At 41.6% G+C, this 14,601-nt stretch carries 13 protein-coding genes and 1 rRNA gene; 8 read left to right on the forward strand and 6 right to left on the reverse strand.

What is annotated here, in order from left to right; all coding sequences use genetic code 11:
* Nucleotides 1–101: 101 nt before the first annotated feature.
* The 3 genes from ACSLP7_RS07200 to ACSLP7_RS07210 all read left to right on the forward strand — a co-directional run bounded on the left by ACSLP7_RS07200 (nt 102) and on the right by ACSLP7_RS07210 (nt 2,724).
* Nucleotides 102–1,928: a T9SS type A sorting domain-containing protein gene (locus ACSLP7_RS07200; RefSeq protein WP_435578674.1), complete on the forward strand. Its 1,827-nt coding sequence runs from the start codon at nt 102–104 to the stop codon at nt 1,926–1,928.
* Between the two features lie 123 nt (nt 1,929–2,051).
* A complete protein-coding gene (locus ACSLP7_RS07205; RefSeq protein ID WP_435578675.1) occupies nt 2,052–2,333 on the forward strand; it encodes a CD225/dispanin family protein in 282 nt (93 codons plus the stop codon).
* Nucleotides 2,323–2,724, forward strand: coding sequence for a DUF2752 domain-containing protein (locus ACSLP7_RS07210; RefSeq protein WP_435578703.1), 402 nt, complete (start codon nt 2,323–2,325; stop codon nt 2,722–2,724). The genes ACSLP7_RS07205 and ACSLP7_RS07210 overlap by 11 nt, the downstream gene beginning before the upstream one ends.
* A gap of 51 nt (nt 2,725–2,775) precedes the next feature.
* Here ACSLP7_RS07210 and ACSLP7_RS07215 read toward each other — a convergent pair whose 3' ends face one another.
* The 3 genes from ACSLP7_RS07215 to rocD all read right to left on the reverse strand — a co-directional run bounded on the left by ACSLP7_RS07215 (nt 2,776) and on the right by rocD (nt 6,270).
* Nucleotides 2,776–3,864, reverse strand: a complete 1,089-nt coding sequence (locus tag ACSLP7_RS07215) for a hypothetical protein (protein WP_435578676.1) — start codon at nt 3,862–3,864, stop codon at nt 2,776–2,778.
* A gap of 158 nt (nt 3,865–4,022) precedes the next feature.
* Nucleotides 4,023–4,964 (reverse strand): hypothetical protein, encoded by a 942-nt coding sequence (locus ACSLP7_RS07220; RefSeq protein ID WP_435578677.1) that lies wholly within the window; start codon nt 4,962–4,964, stop codon nt 4,023–4,025.
* 28 nt (nt 4,965–4,992) lie between these two features.
* Complete coding sequence (gene rocD / locus ACSLP7_RS07225) at nt 4,993–6,270, reverse strand: ornithine--oxo-acid transaminase (RefSeq protein WP_435578678.1); 1,278 nt, start codon at nt 6,268–6,270, stop codon at nt 4,993–4,995.
* A gap of 157 nt (nt 6,271–6,427) precedes the next feature.
* Between rocD and rlmD the strand changes: the two genes are divergently transcribed.
* Genes rlmD through ACSLP7_RS07240 form a run of 3 tightly spaced genes read left to right on the forward strand, consistent with a single transcriptional unit; the run spans nt 6,428 to nt 9,026 of the window.
* Nucleotides 6,428–7,837 (forward strand): 23S rRNA (uracil(1939)-C(5))-methyltransferase RlmD, encoded by a 1,410-nt coding sequence (rlmD, locus tag ACSLP7_RS07230; RefSeq protein ID WP_435578679.1) that lies wholly within the window; start codon nt 6,428–6,430, stop codon nt 7,835–7,837.
* Nucleotides 7,838–7,846: 9 nt separating this feature from the next.
* A complete protein-coding gene (locus ACSLP7_RS07235) occupies nt 7,847–8,341 on the forward strand; it encodes a DUF6452 family protein (protein WP_435578680.1) in 495 nt (164 codons plus the stop codon).
* Nucleotides 8,313–9,026, forward strand: a complete 714-nt coding sequence (locus ACSLP7_RS07240; protein ID WP_435578681.1) for a DUF6048 family protein — start codon at nt 8,313–8,315, stop codon at nt 9,024–9,026. The genes ACSLP7_RS07235 and ACSLP7_RS07240 overlap by 29 nt, the downstream gene beginning before the upstream one ends.
* On the opposite strand, the gene ACSLP7_RS07245 is transcribed toward ACSLP7_RS07240, so the two are convergent.
* A complete protein-coding gene (locus ACSLP7_RS07245; RefSeq protein ID WP_435578682.1) occupies nt 9,023–10,180 on the reverse strand; it encodes a THUMP domain-containing class I SAM-dependent RNA methyltransferase in 1,158 nt (385 codons plus the stop codon). The two genes, ACSLP7_RS07240 and ACSLP7_RS07245, sit on opposite strands and share 4 nt — an antisense overlap.
* A 56-nt stretch (nt 10,181–10,236) precedes the next feature.
* Between ACSLP7_RS07245 and ACSLP7_RS07250 the strand changes: the two genes are divergently transcribed.
* Together ACSLP7_RS07250 and ACSLP7_RS07255 are read left to right on the forward strand one after the other, a co-directional pair.
* A complete protein-coding gene (locus ACSLP7_RS07250; RefSeq protein WP_435578683.1) occupies nt 10,237–10,968 on the forward strand; it encodes a class I SAM-dependent methyltransferase in 732 nt (243 codons plus the stop codon).
* A complete protein-coding gene (locus tag ACSLP7_RS07255) occupies nt 10,965–11,636 on the forward strand; it encodes a ZIP family metal transporter (protein WP_435578684.1) in 672 nt (223 codons plus the stop codon). The genes ACSLP7_RS07250 and ACSLP7_RS07255 overlap by 4 nt, the downstream gene beginning before the upstream one ends.
* 221 nt (nt 11,637–11,857) lie before the next feature.
* On the opposite strand, the gene ACSLP7_RS07260 is transcribed toward ACSLP7_RS07255, so the two are convergent.
* Both ACSLP7_RS07260 and rrf read right to left on the reverse strand, forming a co-directional pair.
* Nucleotides 11,858–13,912, reverse strand: coding sequence for a hypothetical protein (locus ACSLP7_RS07260; RefSeq protein WP_435578685.1), 2,055 nt, complete (start codon nt 13,910–13,912; stop codon nt 11,858–11,860).
* A 503-nt stretch (nt 13,913–14,415) separates the two neighbouring features.
* Nucleotides 14,416–14,527: ribosomal RNA gene (rrf, locus tag ACSLP7_RS07265) — 5S ribosomal RNA — on the reverse strand.
* Nucleotides 14,528–14,601 lie beyond the last annotated feature (74 nt).

Here is a 14,601-nt window from a genome sequence, read left to right on the forward strand (position 1 = left end):
AATTTATCGAATTTGTTCTTGGAACGTTTAGTTTTTTCCTACTTTTATAACAAATAATAGTACTTGCCCCCAATAAGTACACCCATAACTTGTTGAAAACCATGAAAAAACTATTGTTAGTCTCATGCTTTGCAGCTGGTCTCACTTCAGCATTCGCACAGCTTTCTGTCCGACCGAATCCTACTTCTTCGACGGACTCCTACATCTACGTGAACGATCAGGTTCTCTATGTAGATGATGAAATTAATTTGACTTTAAACACAAACGATCCCACAACAGAAGCTAGTATTTACTTACGCGGTAACAGTCAGCTTATTCAGGGAAACACAGGAGCTGGTGCCAATTCAGGTACCGGTCTACTCTCTGTTTACCAGCAAGGATTTGCCGATCGTTACGAATATAACTTTTGGGCATCTCCTGTAGGAAGTGCTTCAGGAGCGGCTGGAAACGAATATTTCGGTATTCGAAAATTCCATGAGGTTGTGGATGTAACGGATAGTGATCAAGCACTAAGGACAGCCGGATTTAACGGAACATCCAGTCCCTTAACCATCTCTACACGTTGGATCTGGAAGTATACTGCGGGTACCACTTACTCAGATTGGGTATTTGTGGGACAAAACACCACCGTGGGCCCTGGACAAGGATTTACCATGAAAGGTGTTGATGTCGGTGCTGATTTAGCCAGCACCCCTCAGCAGGAATACGACTTTAGAGGAAAACCCAATAGTGGAGATATCACTAATGCGGTACTGGAGGACCAGTTAACCTTAATTGGTAATCCATATCCGTCAGCTGTAGATTTACAAGAATTTTTTGACGGGAATCCCGACGTTGATGCACAAGCATTCTATTGGGAGCAGGATCACGCAGTAAACTCGCACTATCTGAATGCTTATCAAGGAGGATATGCGGTATGGACTGCAGACGGTACGGCAGATGGTTTCTATCAGCCAGCAATCTTTTTATCGTACGCTGGTGACGGTTCTTCCGGACCTCCAACAGGAACTGGTGGAACTGCCTTAATTGAGCGCCGTTATGCGCCTATTGGTCAAGGGTTTATGGTTCGTGGAGCTACTGATGGTTCTGTAACCATGCGTGATGAATACCGTGAATATGTTGTGGAAGGTGCAGCTACCTTCTCTGAATTTAAAAGTGGAACTTCTAGCAGCGCAACTGCTATGGTTACCGCAGATGAGACTGAAGAAGCTGATCCTGACAGACGTAAAGAACGTCCCTTTGTAAGAATTACCGCCTTTATCAATGATAACTTCGCCTCTCCAGTTGCCCTGCTCTTTTATGACAAGGCAACCTTGAGTGAAGATCGAGGAATGGACGCTAAGAGTCCAAGAAATTTTGAAAATGACATATACTGGTCTGTACTTGGAGATGAAGAGAACGAGTACATCATCCAAACTGTTCCTTATAAACCAACCCTTTCATTGCCTTTAGCATTTAAGGTTGGAAGCACCTCTGACTTTAGATTGTACATTACGGAACGAGTGAACTTTAGAGAAACACTTTATCTCCATGACGTGGTTGAAAACACCTATCGTGAGTTGAATAAAGAAGGATATGTGACCGTATCTGATTTAGCACCTGGAGTATACAAGGATCGATTCTACATTACTTTTAAAGCAGAAGAAAATCCAGCTAAAGCAGCTACTGCGGCTGTTGAAGCCAAGGTACAGGTGTTCCAGAATAATTCGTCTAAGCAAGTAGAGATCTTGAATGATGAGTTATTGGTTTTGGAGACCGCTACCTTGTATGACATCAACGGACGTACTTTGTGGACGCGCAGTGATCTTGGCGATGACGCACGCTACTCCTACCCTACAGGACTTCTCGCTGATGGTATTTACATTCTGAGAATTCAAACAAAAGACGGAGCGATTAAAACAGAAAAACTTCGGGTGTTGAACAAATAACAACCCTCGAATCAGGTATAGTAAAAATCCCCATTTTTAATGGGGATTTTTTATTTGCCTTATATTTTTATTACTTTCAACTCGGCGAGCAAAAAGCTCGCACTACCAATCAACTAAATAACCATGGAAGAAAATCAAAACAAACCCAAAAACTACCTTGTTGAATCCATTCTAGTGACCATATTTTGCTGCTTGATCTTCGGGATCATTGGTATTGTCAATGCCGCTAAGGTGAATTCGGAATATGAAGCAGGAAACATTGAGGGAGCTATCGCCGCTTCTAAACAAGCCAAGACATGGACCTTGTGGGGCTTTATTATAGGTATTCTTGGGTACTTGATAGTTGCATTTATCTATTTTGTGCTCGGCCTTGCAATTCTCGGATTCGGTGCAAGTGCAACTTAATCTAAAAAAAATACTATTAGCATCTATACCAGTAGTAGCCTTACTACTGGTATATTTTTTTTACAATCCAGAAGACTTTAATTGGTTTCCCAAATGTCCCTTTTACAGCCTGACTGGTGCGTATTGCCCTGGTTGTGGCAGCCAGAGAGCTTTGCATAGTTTAGTGCATTTGGAATTTGGCAAAACCGCCTCTTATAATTTTTTGTTTCTTCCTGCCTTAGGAGTGGTGCTTTACAATTTCGGGATAACCGTCTATAACCAATTGTACCAAAAGCAAATCACCAACTACATTTACAAACCCATCTTTCCTAAAGTGGTTTTGGCCGTTGTTTTGGTATTTTGGGTATTGCGCAACATTCCCTTCGAGCCATTCTGTTATTTGGCTCCATAAAAAAACCACGCCTTAAAGACGTGGTTAAATTATTTATGCGACGCTATCTTTTTACAAGGTCCACTCCTGTAGTGTCACTTGATCTGCAGCATCGCTAAGCTGACTAGGTCCAATCATTGGTGGTGGTGGAACAAAGGTTGAAGTATCAATAAGAACTCCTCCTACATCCAACATGGTTAAACCATCCATACGAGCCCAATAGCCGTTTACACCATCTCCTGCAATGTTGTAACATCCTGCAGGTGCTGTCGAACCAAAAACAGGTCCGATGGTAGCCTGAGGATATCCAAGGAAACGATCATATGAAAGACCATTTTGATCCGCAATAGACTTAGAAAAAGCCACATCGTACAATACCGTATGGGTACTTACCGGGAAATCAACAGTTTGGTTAATCATATACACCTCAATTTGAGCATCCGACGGAGTCGCTGGAATATTCTCGCTGATATAAAAAGGAGGAGCATCAGTTATGGTTTCTCCTGTATCAGGATCCGTTCCAAAAGTATAGCATCCTGGAGTTCCAATTTCATACTCACCTAAAGAAGCCTGCTCTAATCGAGTACCACCATTCGGTTTCTCAAAAATAGATGCCGCAATAAGGATATTACCTCCTGACTGGTCTAAAATATAATCCCAGGCTCCAGTAACAGTGCCGTCATTAAAGCTGAACCAAGAACCTAAAACGATTCCGAATTTAGCCCCACCAGTCTCCTTAAAAACTGCCGCAGATCCTTCGTGCCCATTAAGCATAACGTTGTCGGATACGAAACGTCCGTGTTCATCTAATACTAAATCGAAGTTTCCGTGAGCTCCTGAAAAGCTCAAAACTTCTACATCAAAATCTGTACTCAACGCGGTAAAAGAATACTTGTCTGTACCAGCAACCACAGTGGCCTGGTATTTTCCATCGTTACCGGCGTTCACGTACAGGATTCCGTGTTCTTCAAGTCCGGTGGTGAAAATGGATCCAGTGTAGGTACCTCGGATATCATTATCAAGAGATGGGTTGGGGGTCATTTTGCTTAGATCTACTATTTGGGGGAGTACATCTTGTTGGTTTTGATCTTCTAATACGCTTTCCTCACTACATCCAGTAACCAACAAACTGGAAAATAGCAACAAAGCAAATTTTCTCATGTAATGGTATTTTAAATTTCGCTTGAAAATAAAAAGAAATGCACTAAAATAGTCCTCCTAAAAGGACAAATTGTAATGCATTTCCTTCAACTGCATATTTATTCGCTCAAGCGCAAAACTTGGGCAACTAATATGCCGATTTGTAAGAATAATCTCTTCTAATCGAGCAAGATAGTTCCAGATCTACCGTTCCAAGACCAAGTCCCAGAAGCTACTTCTGTACAGCTCAAGTCGACATAGGCTTGTGTCCCTACTGTAGCACCATTGATGGTTGAACCAATACTCCAAGTAAGGTCATTACCTAAAATGTTTGTTGTTTGTCCAAAGGCCGCAATCTCGTCGACGTCTCTAGCTCCAACTATCGGAAGAATCAATGTCTCCGGCCCTAAAGTAAAGGGTGCATAAGTTCCTTCTGGAATAACACCGCAACCAGAAGCTGTGAAACTCTCTTGAGAAGTATCGTTAAACATGCGTCCTTCTGGAGTTCCGTTGTCATAACAGATCACCAATTCATCAATATTATCTACTGTAATAGTAAATGTAAAAGGTGGAAACGGAATCGGTTGGGTAATGTCAGAAGTGGAAGTACTGATGAAATCCCAGGTTCCTCCAAATCCAGCATCCGCAGAATCCACAAAAGTACCCAAAGAAACTGCTGCACGGCTAGCTGCATCGTCCTTTACCAAACGAATGTGAATCGGGCGACTGTTTAGGTCAGATCCCATAACAACTACATTATCACGATCGGTAACATCAATGGTAAAGAAAGCATCTGCATTCTTAAATCTGAATTGGTTATCTCCAAGAGCTGTTCCCTTAAAATAAAGTGATTTTTCATTATCCAATTCGACAAGGGCAATCGGAGTCTCTGTATCAGTTACAGAAACGATCAACTCTCCGTGAAACTTTGTATCGGCAGAAACAAATACTCCGCGATACATCCCCAAATTTGTTCCGTCCAAGGTAGCATCTGGTGTTGCTGTGGCCAGCGCAGCCACTTTAGCTACATCAAAGGCGTTTTCCTCTGGTAATTGTTGCGGTTCTTCTGCACAAGAAAACAGTAGTGCAGCGGCACAAAGGCCTAGAAATGTTCTTTTCATAGTGTGAGATTAATTAAAGATTTATTGGTTATTCAAATGTTTTGAGCGTCTTAGTTATGATTTGCACACAATCCAAGAGTTGCTCTTTATTCATTACCAATGGGGGAGCGAAACGAATAATATTTCCGTGGGTTGGTTTGGCCAAAAGGCCGTTATCTCGCAGGGCCAAACAAATGTTCCAAGCAGTATCTCCATCTTCATCATCGTCAATGACAATGGCGTTTAGAAGACCTTTACCTCGAACCAGCTTAACAACACTGCTAGTCTCTATATATTTGTTTAATTCAGATCTGAAGAGTTCACCCAATTGAAAGGCGTTCTCTGCGAGTTCTTCTTCTTGTATCACGTCTAATGCTGCCATAGCGACTGCAGCCGCAATAGGATTGCCACCAAAAGTAGAACCGTGATTCCCAGGGCGGATCACATTCATCACATCATCGTTGGCCAATACTGCGGATACCGGATACACACCTCCACTTAGGGCTTTTCCTAAAATCAACATATCTGGCTTCACATCTGGAGTCCCGCTACAGTTCTTATCAACACAGCTACAGTTTCCACAAGTAGCCAAAAGACGCCCTGTTCTAGCAATACCTGTTTGCACCTCGTCAGCAATAAAAAGTACATTGTTAGCTTCACATAAAGCTTTTGCCTTCTTCAAGTAATCATCTGCAGGCACATACACCCCTGCTTCACCTTGAATAGGTTCTACCAAGAATCCCGCGATCTTATCATTGTCTTTCAAAACCGCTTCTAGGGCATCAATGTCATCATAGGCGATCTTGATGAATCCTTGTGTATACGGTCCAAAGTTCTTGCGAGCCACTGGGTCGTTTGAAAACGAGATGATCGTTGTGGTTCGTCCGTGGAAATTATTCTCACAAACCACGATCTGCGCTTCATTCTCAGGAATTCCCTTTTTCTCATAGGCCCATTTACGACAGATCTTTACGGCAGTTTCTACAGCCTCTGCCCCAGTGTTCATCGGCAACAACTTATCAAAGCCGAATAGTTCTGATGCATATTTCTCATAACGTCCTAAGAGATCATTATAGAATGCGCGAGATGTTAGGGTGAGTGTTTCTGCTTGATTGGACAATGCTCCAACGATCTTTGGATGGCAATGCCCTTGATTTACTGCTGAATAAGCCGATAAAAAATCGTAGTATTTCTTTCCTTCTACATCCCATACATAGACTCCTTCTCCACGAGAAAGTACTACTGGTAGTGGGTGATAATTGTGAGCGCCGTACTTGTCCTCTAAAGCCATGGCCTCTTGCGATGTCAATCCTTCTAAAACAGACATTTTAAATATTTTTCAATTGAAACATGAGCAATTCCTTCTTGGCTTCTACTGTCAGCAGGAGAGAAATCATCCTTTAGGGACAGCAAGTTACTAATTAGTTCACTCAGTATTTAAAAAGTAAACACAAAAATGTTGGAATTGTGGTACTTTTGCCGACATGGCGAGAAAACGCAATAGAAAAGTATTTGAAGCCCTTGAAATCATTGATGCTGGGGCTAAAGGAAAGGCTGTGGCTAAAGCCCCAGATGGACGTGTAGTTTTTATTGACAACGCCGTTCCTGGAGATGTGGCGACTATACAAACTACCAAAAAGCGCTCTGCCTATTATCACGGTACAGCAATTGAATTTCAAAGCTATTCTGACAAACGTGTGGAACCGGCTTGTGCATACTTTGGAACCTGCGGAGGTTGCAAATGGCAAAATATGGGTTATCCCCATCAGCTGGAGTACAAACAACGGGAAGTTACTCAGAACTTAAAACGTTTGGGAGGTATTGAACCTCAGGAGATCATTCCGATTAAAGGATGCGATACGCCCTACTTTTACCGCAATAAGATGGAATTCTCCTTTAGCAATAATAAGTGGTTGACCCTTGAACAGATCAACTCCGGAGAAGCCATTGAAGACAGAAACGCTTTGGGCTTTCATATTCCTGGTATGTGGGACAAGATCTTGGATATTGACCAGTGCCACTTGCAAGCCGATCCGTCAAATGCTATTCGGAATTTTGTACGTGATTTTGCCAAGGAGAAAGGTCTGGCCTTTTTTGACCCAAGAGCACAGCAAGGTTTACTTCGGACTTTGATGATCAGAAATACAAGTATTGGCGAGATCATGGTGCTTATACAGTTCTATGACAACGATCAAGATGCCATTACCCTAGTTTTGGAAGCAGTAAAGCAACAGTTTCCAGAGATCACTTCGCTGCTTTATGTGATTAACCAAAAAGCAAACGATACCCTTTATGATCAGGACATTTTGGTTTACTCCGGGCGCGATCATATCATTGAAAACATGGAAGGTCTTGAGTTTAAGATCAACGCCAAGTCGTTCTACCAAACCAACTCCGAACAAGCTTACGAACTCTATAAAATTGCACGCGATTTTGCGGAGCTAAGTGGAACTGAATTGGTTTATGACCTATACACCGGAACAGGAACCATTGCACAATTTGTTTCAAAAAAAGCTGCCAAGGTGATCGGTGTTGAAGCGGTTCCAGAGGCCATTGAAGCCGCAAAAGCCAATGCCGAGCACAATAAGATAGATAACTGCGAGTTCTATGTGGGGGATATGAAAAATGTATTTAACCAAGACTTTATAGATACCCATGGCGCACCGGATTTAGTGATCACAGATCCACCGCGAGACGGCATGCACAAAGATGTTGTAGCACAGTTGTTGCAATTGGAAGTTCCTAAAATTGTCTATGTGAGCTGCAACAGTGCCACACAGGCACGAGATTTGCAACTGCTTGCAGAGAAGTACAAGGTTATCAAATCTCAGGCTGTAGATATGTTTCCACAGACCCATCATGTAGAAAATGTTGTACTTTTAACCAAAAGATAGTTGCCTGCTTTGAAAAGAACAGTTGTGTTATTGTGTTGTTTACTGCTCGTTATGGGATGTACCCGAGACGACATTTGTCCGGAGGACACACAGACCACTCCCCTTTTGATCATCACTTTTAAAGACTTTGCGAATCAAACAGAGTCTAAGACAGTTCCCAATTTAGAAGTCAGAGATGGCGAAACCGGTGAGCTTGTACTTTTTAGTGTGGCCAGTACGGATTCAATAGCCATCCCGTTACGCAACTTTTCTACCCGTACCGATTTAGTTTTCATTCGCGAAGCAGATACCACAGATACAGACGAATCTAATAGTGATCAATTCAATCTGTTTTACACTACAGAGGATATTTATTTAAATCGCGCCTGCGGATTCATAAGTAATTACAATGATGTAAGCGGTCAACTTATCAACGAATCTGGTACAAACTGGATCTTTAGTTTCGAATTATTACAAACCACAATCAGTGATCAGAATGAGGCTCACCTTACTCTTTTTCATTAGTCTATTGCTCTTTGGAGCTGCGGAAGGACTCGCTCAGGACACTACTGAGGTGGTTCAAGATTCTGTGCGTCTTAGCAAACGCGACAACAAATACGGCTTGCGTGTTGGGCTTGATTTAGCTAAACCCTTGCGTACTGCCCTTGAGGATGGTTATACAGGATTTGAGATCACTGCAGACTTTAGAGTGTCCAAACGTTTCTACGCGGCTTTAGAGTTGGGAACTGAGGAGAAAGAGCGCAATGAAGAGAACTTGAATTCAGTCGCTCGTGGAAGCTACTTCAAGATCGGAGCAGATTTCAATGCGTACGATAACTGGCCTGGGTTGAACAATAGTATTTTTGCTGGACTCAGATACGGGTTCGCTACCTTTGAACAGGATTTGGTTTCCTACGGCATTTACACTACGGACCAAAGTCTGCAAGAGTTTGAACTTAGAGAAGATCCGCAAACTTTTGAAGGATTAAACGCTTCTTGGATTGAATTGATGGTGGGTGTGAAAACAGAGCTTTTTAACAACCTCTTTTTAAGTTTGAACGTACAGCTCAAAAGACGCATAAGCGATACTAAACCCGAGAATTTTGACAACCTTTATATTCCGGGATTCAACCGGACCTATGATGAAAGTGATTTTGGAGTAGGTTACGGATACACAATCAGCTATTTGATTCCAATATTCAAGCGCTAGTGCTGCTTTTTGGCTTTTTTACTTCCAGAGTACATTTCGTAACGCACCAAGCGGCTTTCTAATTTTCCGTTGAAGAGTTTGATTTTACGCGAAGGTCGCAAGCCAACTGATTTAAGCGCTTCCAAATTCCCGCAGAGCATCCATGCTTGTGTTCCTGGATATCCTCTTTTGAGCGTGTCGCCTATCTTCTGATAAAAGGCTTCTGTATCTATAGATAAACGCTCGTCATAAGGTGGATTAAAGATGATAAAGCTCGGGGTATCATCGACTTTGGAGGATTCAAAAAAGTCTTGTCGCTCAATAGTCACAAATTCACCGAGGTTGGCATTCTTTATATTTCCCCGAGAAACCTGCAGTGCTTTTCCATCCAAATCAAAACCTTTGATCTTATAATGAAAATCTCGGATCTTGTTCAGTGCAGCATTTTCAATGGTCTCGTACAAGTCCGGATCAAAATCAGGCCAGTGTTCAAAACCGAATTCATCTCGATTTAAATTCGGTGGAATATTACAGGCAATCATAGCCGCTTCAGCCAATATCGTCCCACTACCGCTCATTGGGTCTAACAGATCACACTGCCCGCTCCAGCCGGATAGCAATACAATTCCGGCAGCCAGCACTTCATTTAGCGGTGCTAGGGTATTTGCGGTTTTATAACCACGTTTGTGCAAAGAACCTCCGGAGCTATCTAAAGAGACCGTACAGCGGTTTCTATCAATATGTAAATTGATGCGCAAATTGGGATGCATCAAATCAACATTAGGGCGCTTCCCTTCTCTTTCCCGAAATCGATCCACAATGGCGTCTTTGGTCTTTAGCGCAATAAACTTGGAATGCGTAAACTGCTGGGAATGTACCGTGGCATCTACGGCAAGAGTTCCATCAGCATTTAAATATTCTTCCCAAGCGATCTTCTTCACCTTGTTGTAAAGATCGTCTTCAGAAAATACAGGGAAACTGGAAATCGGTTTTAAGATCTTTATCGCAGTTCTGCAGCAAAGATTGGCCTTATACATAAAGCCAAGATCGCCCATAAAACTCACTGACCGTCTTCCTGCAGTGACTCCAGATGCTCCTAATTTTCTCAGTTCTTCTGCCAAAACCTCCTCCAATCCGAAGAGTGTCTTGGCTACCATTTGATAGTTTTTTCCCATAAGATCGCTGTACGATGCCCCAAAAATAGACTATTTTAGCCCTTTAATCCATCTGCATGCAAGAGATTCCTGAATCTTGGTATACCTCCTGGTTTGATTCCCCGTATTATCACATCCTTTACAAGGATCGGGATTATTCGGAAGCTGCAGGTTTTATGGATAATTTGACGGCTGCTTTGGATTTACCCAAAACGAGCCACATACTAGACCTGGCCTGCGGACGAGGTAGACATTCTATTTATTTGGCAGGATTGGGTTATCAAGTTACCGGTGCAGACCTATCACCAAAAAGCATTGCCGCTGCAAAAAAGCACGAACGCCCTGGATTGCGATTTGTAATCCACGATATGTGCTTGCCCTTTTTGGAATCTTTTGACGCGATCTTTAATCTTTTTACCTCCTTTGGATATTTTGAGAGTGCCAATGACAACCTGCGTGCCATTAGAGCCATTAAGCAGAGTTTAGCCGATGATGGTATTGGGGTTATCGATTTTTTAAATGTGAATTATGTCGCAAAGCATTTGGTAGCGACTGAAGAAAAAACAGTAGACGGAATTCGCTTTAAGATCAACCGCAAGATCGACGACAAATTCATAACTAAAACCATTTCCTTTACAGATCAAGGAAAGGATTATTCTTTTGCAGAGCGTGTTTCTGCTATGGACTTGGAACAATTCAAGGCATATTTTGAAATTGCTGGTGTGGCGTTGATCAATACCTATGGAAACTATCAGTTAGACCCTTATGATCCTGATAATTCAGAACGACTTATACTGATCTTTAAATGATGTTGTACCTGAGTTTATTCTTATCTGTGATCATAGGCTACGGCGTAGCCTATATTTTGAAGACCCGTGAGACTTCTCGTTTTAACTTGCTATTGACTTTTAGTGGGTCCTTTTTACTTTCTGTCACCGTATTTGAGTATCTACCAGACTTGTATCAAAATTCCCAAGATTCCATTGGGATTTTCATAATGGCGGGTATTTTATTGCAGTTGATTCTGGATTTCTTTTCTAAAGGAGCAGAGCACGGACACATCCATATAGACTCTGACCAGCGAAACTTTCCTTTTACACTTTTTATAAGTCTTTCTATTCATGCACTACTTGAAGGAATACCGGTAGCTTCAAGTGATCACATACTTTACGGTGTGCTTATACACAAAGTCCCTATTGCCGCTATTTTAGCGATCTTTTTGATCAAAACTGGATACAAACCTTGGATCACTTTGTTGTTTTTAAGTGGATTTGCGCTCATGACACCGCTAGGAAGTTTTATGAGTCAGCACTTGCCTGAGATTCAAGATTATCTTCTTTATATCAACGCTGTTGTGGTTGGTATTTTTCTACACGTTTCTACAACCATACTTTTTGAGAGCAATAAGAATCACAGTTTTAATTTGATAAAACTACTCACGGTATTACTGGCCATTATTATTGCTTATTTGATCTAGTAAATAGAGATTTTACATTTGTTGGCTTAATATTTAGAATAATTCTTTTTTACAGGAGGACTGTTTAAAATCTCAGACCGCATGACAAGGCATATGGACTCGCAGTAATTAACGGGATATACCACTCTGCCAAGGACATAAATATCAGAAAACGACAATCAAAAAAAAACCGCCACCCAAAAGGTGACGGTCTTTATTATTGATATTGGATTAGCGTTGGCTTATTGCTGTTCGTTTTTCCAAATTTCATACTGTTGCTCAGCAGTTAACTTATCCTTAGGTGCCTTTTCTACGCTCACACCATCAAATGGAGCTACCGTAGTATTCACAATAAGGTCATAAGCACCAGATGCAGAACTAAATCCACCTACAAGAATGTAGTAATCAGTTCCAGCTACAGCTGTAAAAGTAACTTCAGACTGAAGTCCACAACTGTCATCATTACCACCAAGGCAATTCAAAGCAGCACAGTCTCCGTCGAATACTTGCATTTTAGTGTCGAATCCAGATCCACAAAGTCCGGCAGTGTAGTCCGCATCAGCTGGTGCTGTGAAAACATACCATACGTCTGGGCTAGTGATTCCTGTTCCACAGAACGGTGAAGCACTGTTAGTTGCATCACTTGTGTCACCTGAAACCGTTACTCCAAGTGCAATAGACTCTGCGTTCGCACAGTCATCATTTGCTGGTGGTGGGTCAGGAATAACGCAAGAAATAGATAATTCATAAGCTCCGAAAGATGCAGCATTAAAGCCGTCTACACGAATTACATAATTTGTGCTTCCATCGTTGATGAATGAAGTCTCAGATTGACCTCCACAAGAATCATCGTTAGATGCTACTAATGTAGTAAACGCACAGTCATCATAAATTCCTAACCAAGTATCATATGCAGATCCACAAAGTGAAACTACGATCTCTGTTCCAGAGGCTACAGATGTACCATCAAATGTATACCATACATCACGCCCTCTGCTAGAATCTGAATCTGTAGCTGTAGTTGTGTTACCAGTCACTGTTTCATCACAGGCAATAGCAATTGCATCCCCGCAAAGGTCATTTGCTGGTGGTCCAGTAGGTACATTAAAGCTTTCAATACAGAAGTCGATGTCTCCTGGAGTACTCACACGTAGTAAGTAGTCTGTAGATGCTGTGAGACCAGTAATGGTAAAGTCACCAAAACCACCACCACCATTACAGGCTACTTCTGTAAGACTTGTATCAAATACAGTGAATGAAGGTGTTGTGATCCCACCACCATTAGGTACAGATACGGTAAGACCTGTGTCACTAGCAGTAAAGCTGTACCAAACATCTGCCGTACTGTTTGCACATGAGGAAGAAGTAACTCCAGAGTCTGTCCAATCTGCTACGGCAATAGCATTATCTCCTGGATCACCACATCCTGTTCCTTCTGCATTAATAGTTAAAGCAATAGGATCAAATGGGAAGTTACCTTGAGCTAAACAGTCACTGTCGCTAGTCCAAGTACCAGAAACAGGTCCGGCAGCAAAGGTACCAGAAGCCTCAGAACAGTTAGAACCAGCAGCACTAGTATAACTGTGGGTTCCTGTCCAAACGATTGGCACACCACCTGCAGCTCCTACAGCTGACGTTGTTCCGTCAATGTCACAAGTAGTTACATTACCAGCATCAACACAGCTTCCCTGAGTATTTGCATTTCCACCGATGTCTCCACCGTTGAACATGATCATAGTAACCATATCACCACCACTGGCGTAGTCACCTGATCCGTCTCCAGAGTTAAATGCTAGGTTCCAAGTTCCTGATCCAGAGCATCCAGCTCCACATGTCCAAGTACCAGTTTGTGCAGTTACAGGAGATCGAGATGTCTCTTTAAGTCCTTTAAAAGCAGCTTCAGCACCCATGAAGGTTACGTCAGAGAATGTTGGGTTTGAACCATCACGTTTTACAGAAAATTTAAACGATGCACCATCAGCCACAAAAAGCGCTTCTACCACATTCATATTTTCTTCAATTAATTCAGAAGTCTGGAATTTGTACTCCATACCATTAACAAGAGTTAATGACGCACGGGATACATTTCCTTTCTTGATCTCTAAATCGAAAGTTCCTCGTTCACTGCTATCCATAGTTGAGAAAACCCCACGATACAATCCTAAATTTGAATTGTCTGTAGAGCTTAAGTCTAACCCAAATTTTGCAGAATCATCCGCCTGTTGGGTTATTTCATTATCCTTTGAACACGCTACAAGCAATGTTGCAATGAATAATAATGCGGTCAGTTTTTTCATGTAAAAATAATTTTAGTTAAAAGGTTTTGAAATGTTCACTTATAGAAGTGGACAAGTTAACATAATTTATAAGCCACAGAAAGATTCTTTTAACTTTTTTTTAATGTTTTCAATAACATTTTATCTAGTTTTTTGATAAGTATTCAATAATAAGCTGCTTTTGTAGGAATATACTTAATGTATTGACTTGTAGGTAGTTAGTTTTTCACATGTGTATTTAGTTGAATTTCAGCTGTTTTCCATGGTTAACAAATCTAATAAACCCAACTATCTTTAGTGATAAATAGACTTCTGGTTTCTTTATAAATAAACATATAAAAAGTCCCTACTCTAAATAGAATAAAGCCCCGAAGCGTAGAAAAAAATATACGTTGTAGATCTGTAGTGAGCGTTGAGGCGCTGGCATATCGCTAGCCTTTTGGGTTTGTTTGTCTCTGTATTTGGAGTTGGATTATGCGCAACAAAAAACCCTTGCTCCGGAATGGAACAAGGGTTTATGATAAAAAAGGCAGCGACATACTCTCCCACTTGGTATAGCAGTACCATCTGCGCAGATGGGCTTAACTTCTCTGTTCGGAATGGTAAGAGGTGAGCCCCATCGCTATAGCCACCTTAAATCGTTGGCTTGCAATAAGATGCAAACACTAATATTTTGACATATAGGAAAAAGAGATTCAAGAAGTTGTAGC

Origin of the sequence: Gilvibacter sp., assembly GCF_965601605.1 — a bacterium.
GTDB lineage: Bacteria > Bacteroidota > Bacteroidia > Flavobacteriales > Flavobacteriaceae > Gilvibacter.

Bases quoted from the DNA above. Each gene is read 5' to 3' on its own strand.
- ACSLP7_RS07200 (WP_435578674.1), top strand. From the start codon at position 102: ATGAAAAAACTATTGTTAGTCTCATGCTTTGCAGCTGGTCTCACTTCA.
- ACSLP7_RS07205 (WP_435578675.1), top strand. From the start codon at position 2,052: ATGGAAGAAAATCAAAACAAACCCAAAAACTACCTTGTTGAATCCATT.
- ACSLP7_RS07215 (WP_435578676.1), bottom strand. From the start codon at position 3,864: ATGAGAAAATTTGCTTTGTTGCTATTTTCCAGTTTGTTGGTTACTGGA.
- ACSLP7_RS07220 (WP_435578677.1), bottom strand. From the start codon at position 4,964: ATGAAAAGAACATTTCTAGGCCTTTGTGCCGCTGCACTACTGTTTTCT.
- rocD (WP_435578678.1), bottom strand. From the start codon at position 6,270: ATGTCTGTTTTAGAAGGATTGACATCGCAAGAGGCCATGGCTTTAGAG.
- rlmD (WP_435578679.1), top strand. From the start codon at position 6,428: ATGGCGAGAAAACGCAATAGAAAAGTATTTGAAGCCCTTGAAATCATT.
- ACSLP7_RS07240 (WP_435578681.1), top strand. From the start codon at position 8,313: ATGAGGCTCACCTTACTCTTTTTCATTAGTCTATTGCTCTTTGGAGCT.
- ACSLP7_RS07245 (WP_435578682.1), bottom strand. From the start codon at position 10,180: ATGGGAAAAAACTATCAAATGGTAGCCAAGACACTCTTCGGATTGGAG.
- ACSLP7_RS07250 (WP_435578683.1), top strand. From the start codon at position 10,237: ATGCAAGAGATTCCTGAATCTTGGTATACCTCCTGGTTTGATTCCCCG.
- ACSLP7_RS07255 (WP_435578684.1), top strand. From the start codon at position 10,965: ATGATGTTGTACCTGAGTTTATTCTTATCTGTGATCATAGGCTACGGC.
- ACSLP7_RS07260 (WP_435578685.1), bottom strand. From the start codon at position 13,912: ATGAAAAAACTGACCGCATTATTATTCATTGCAACATTGCTTGTAGCG.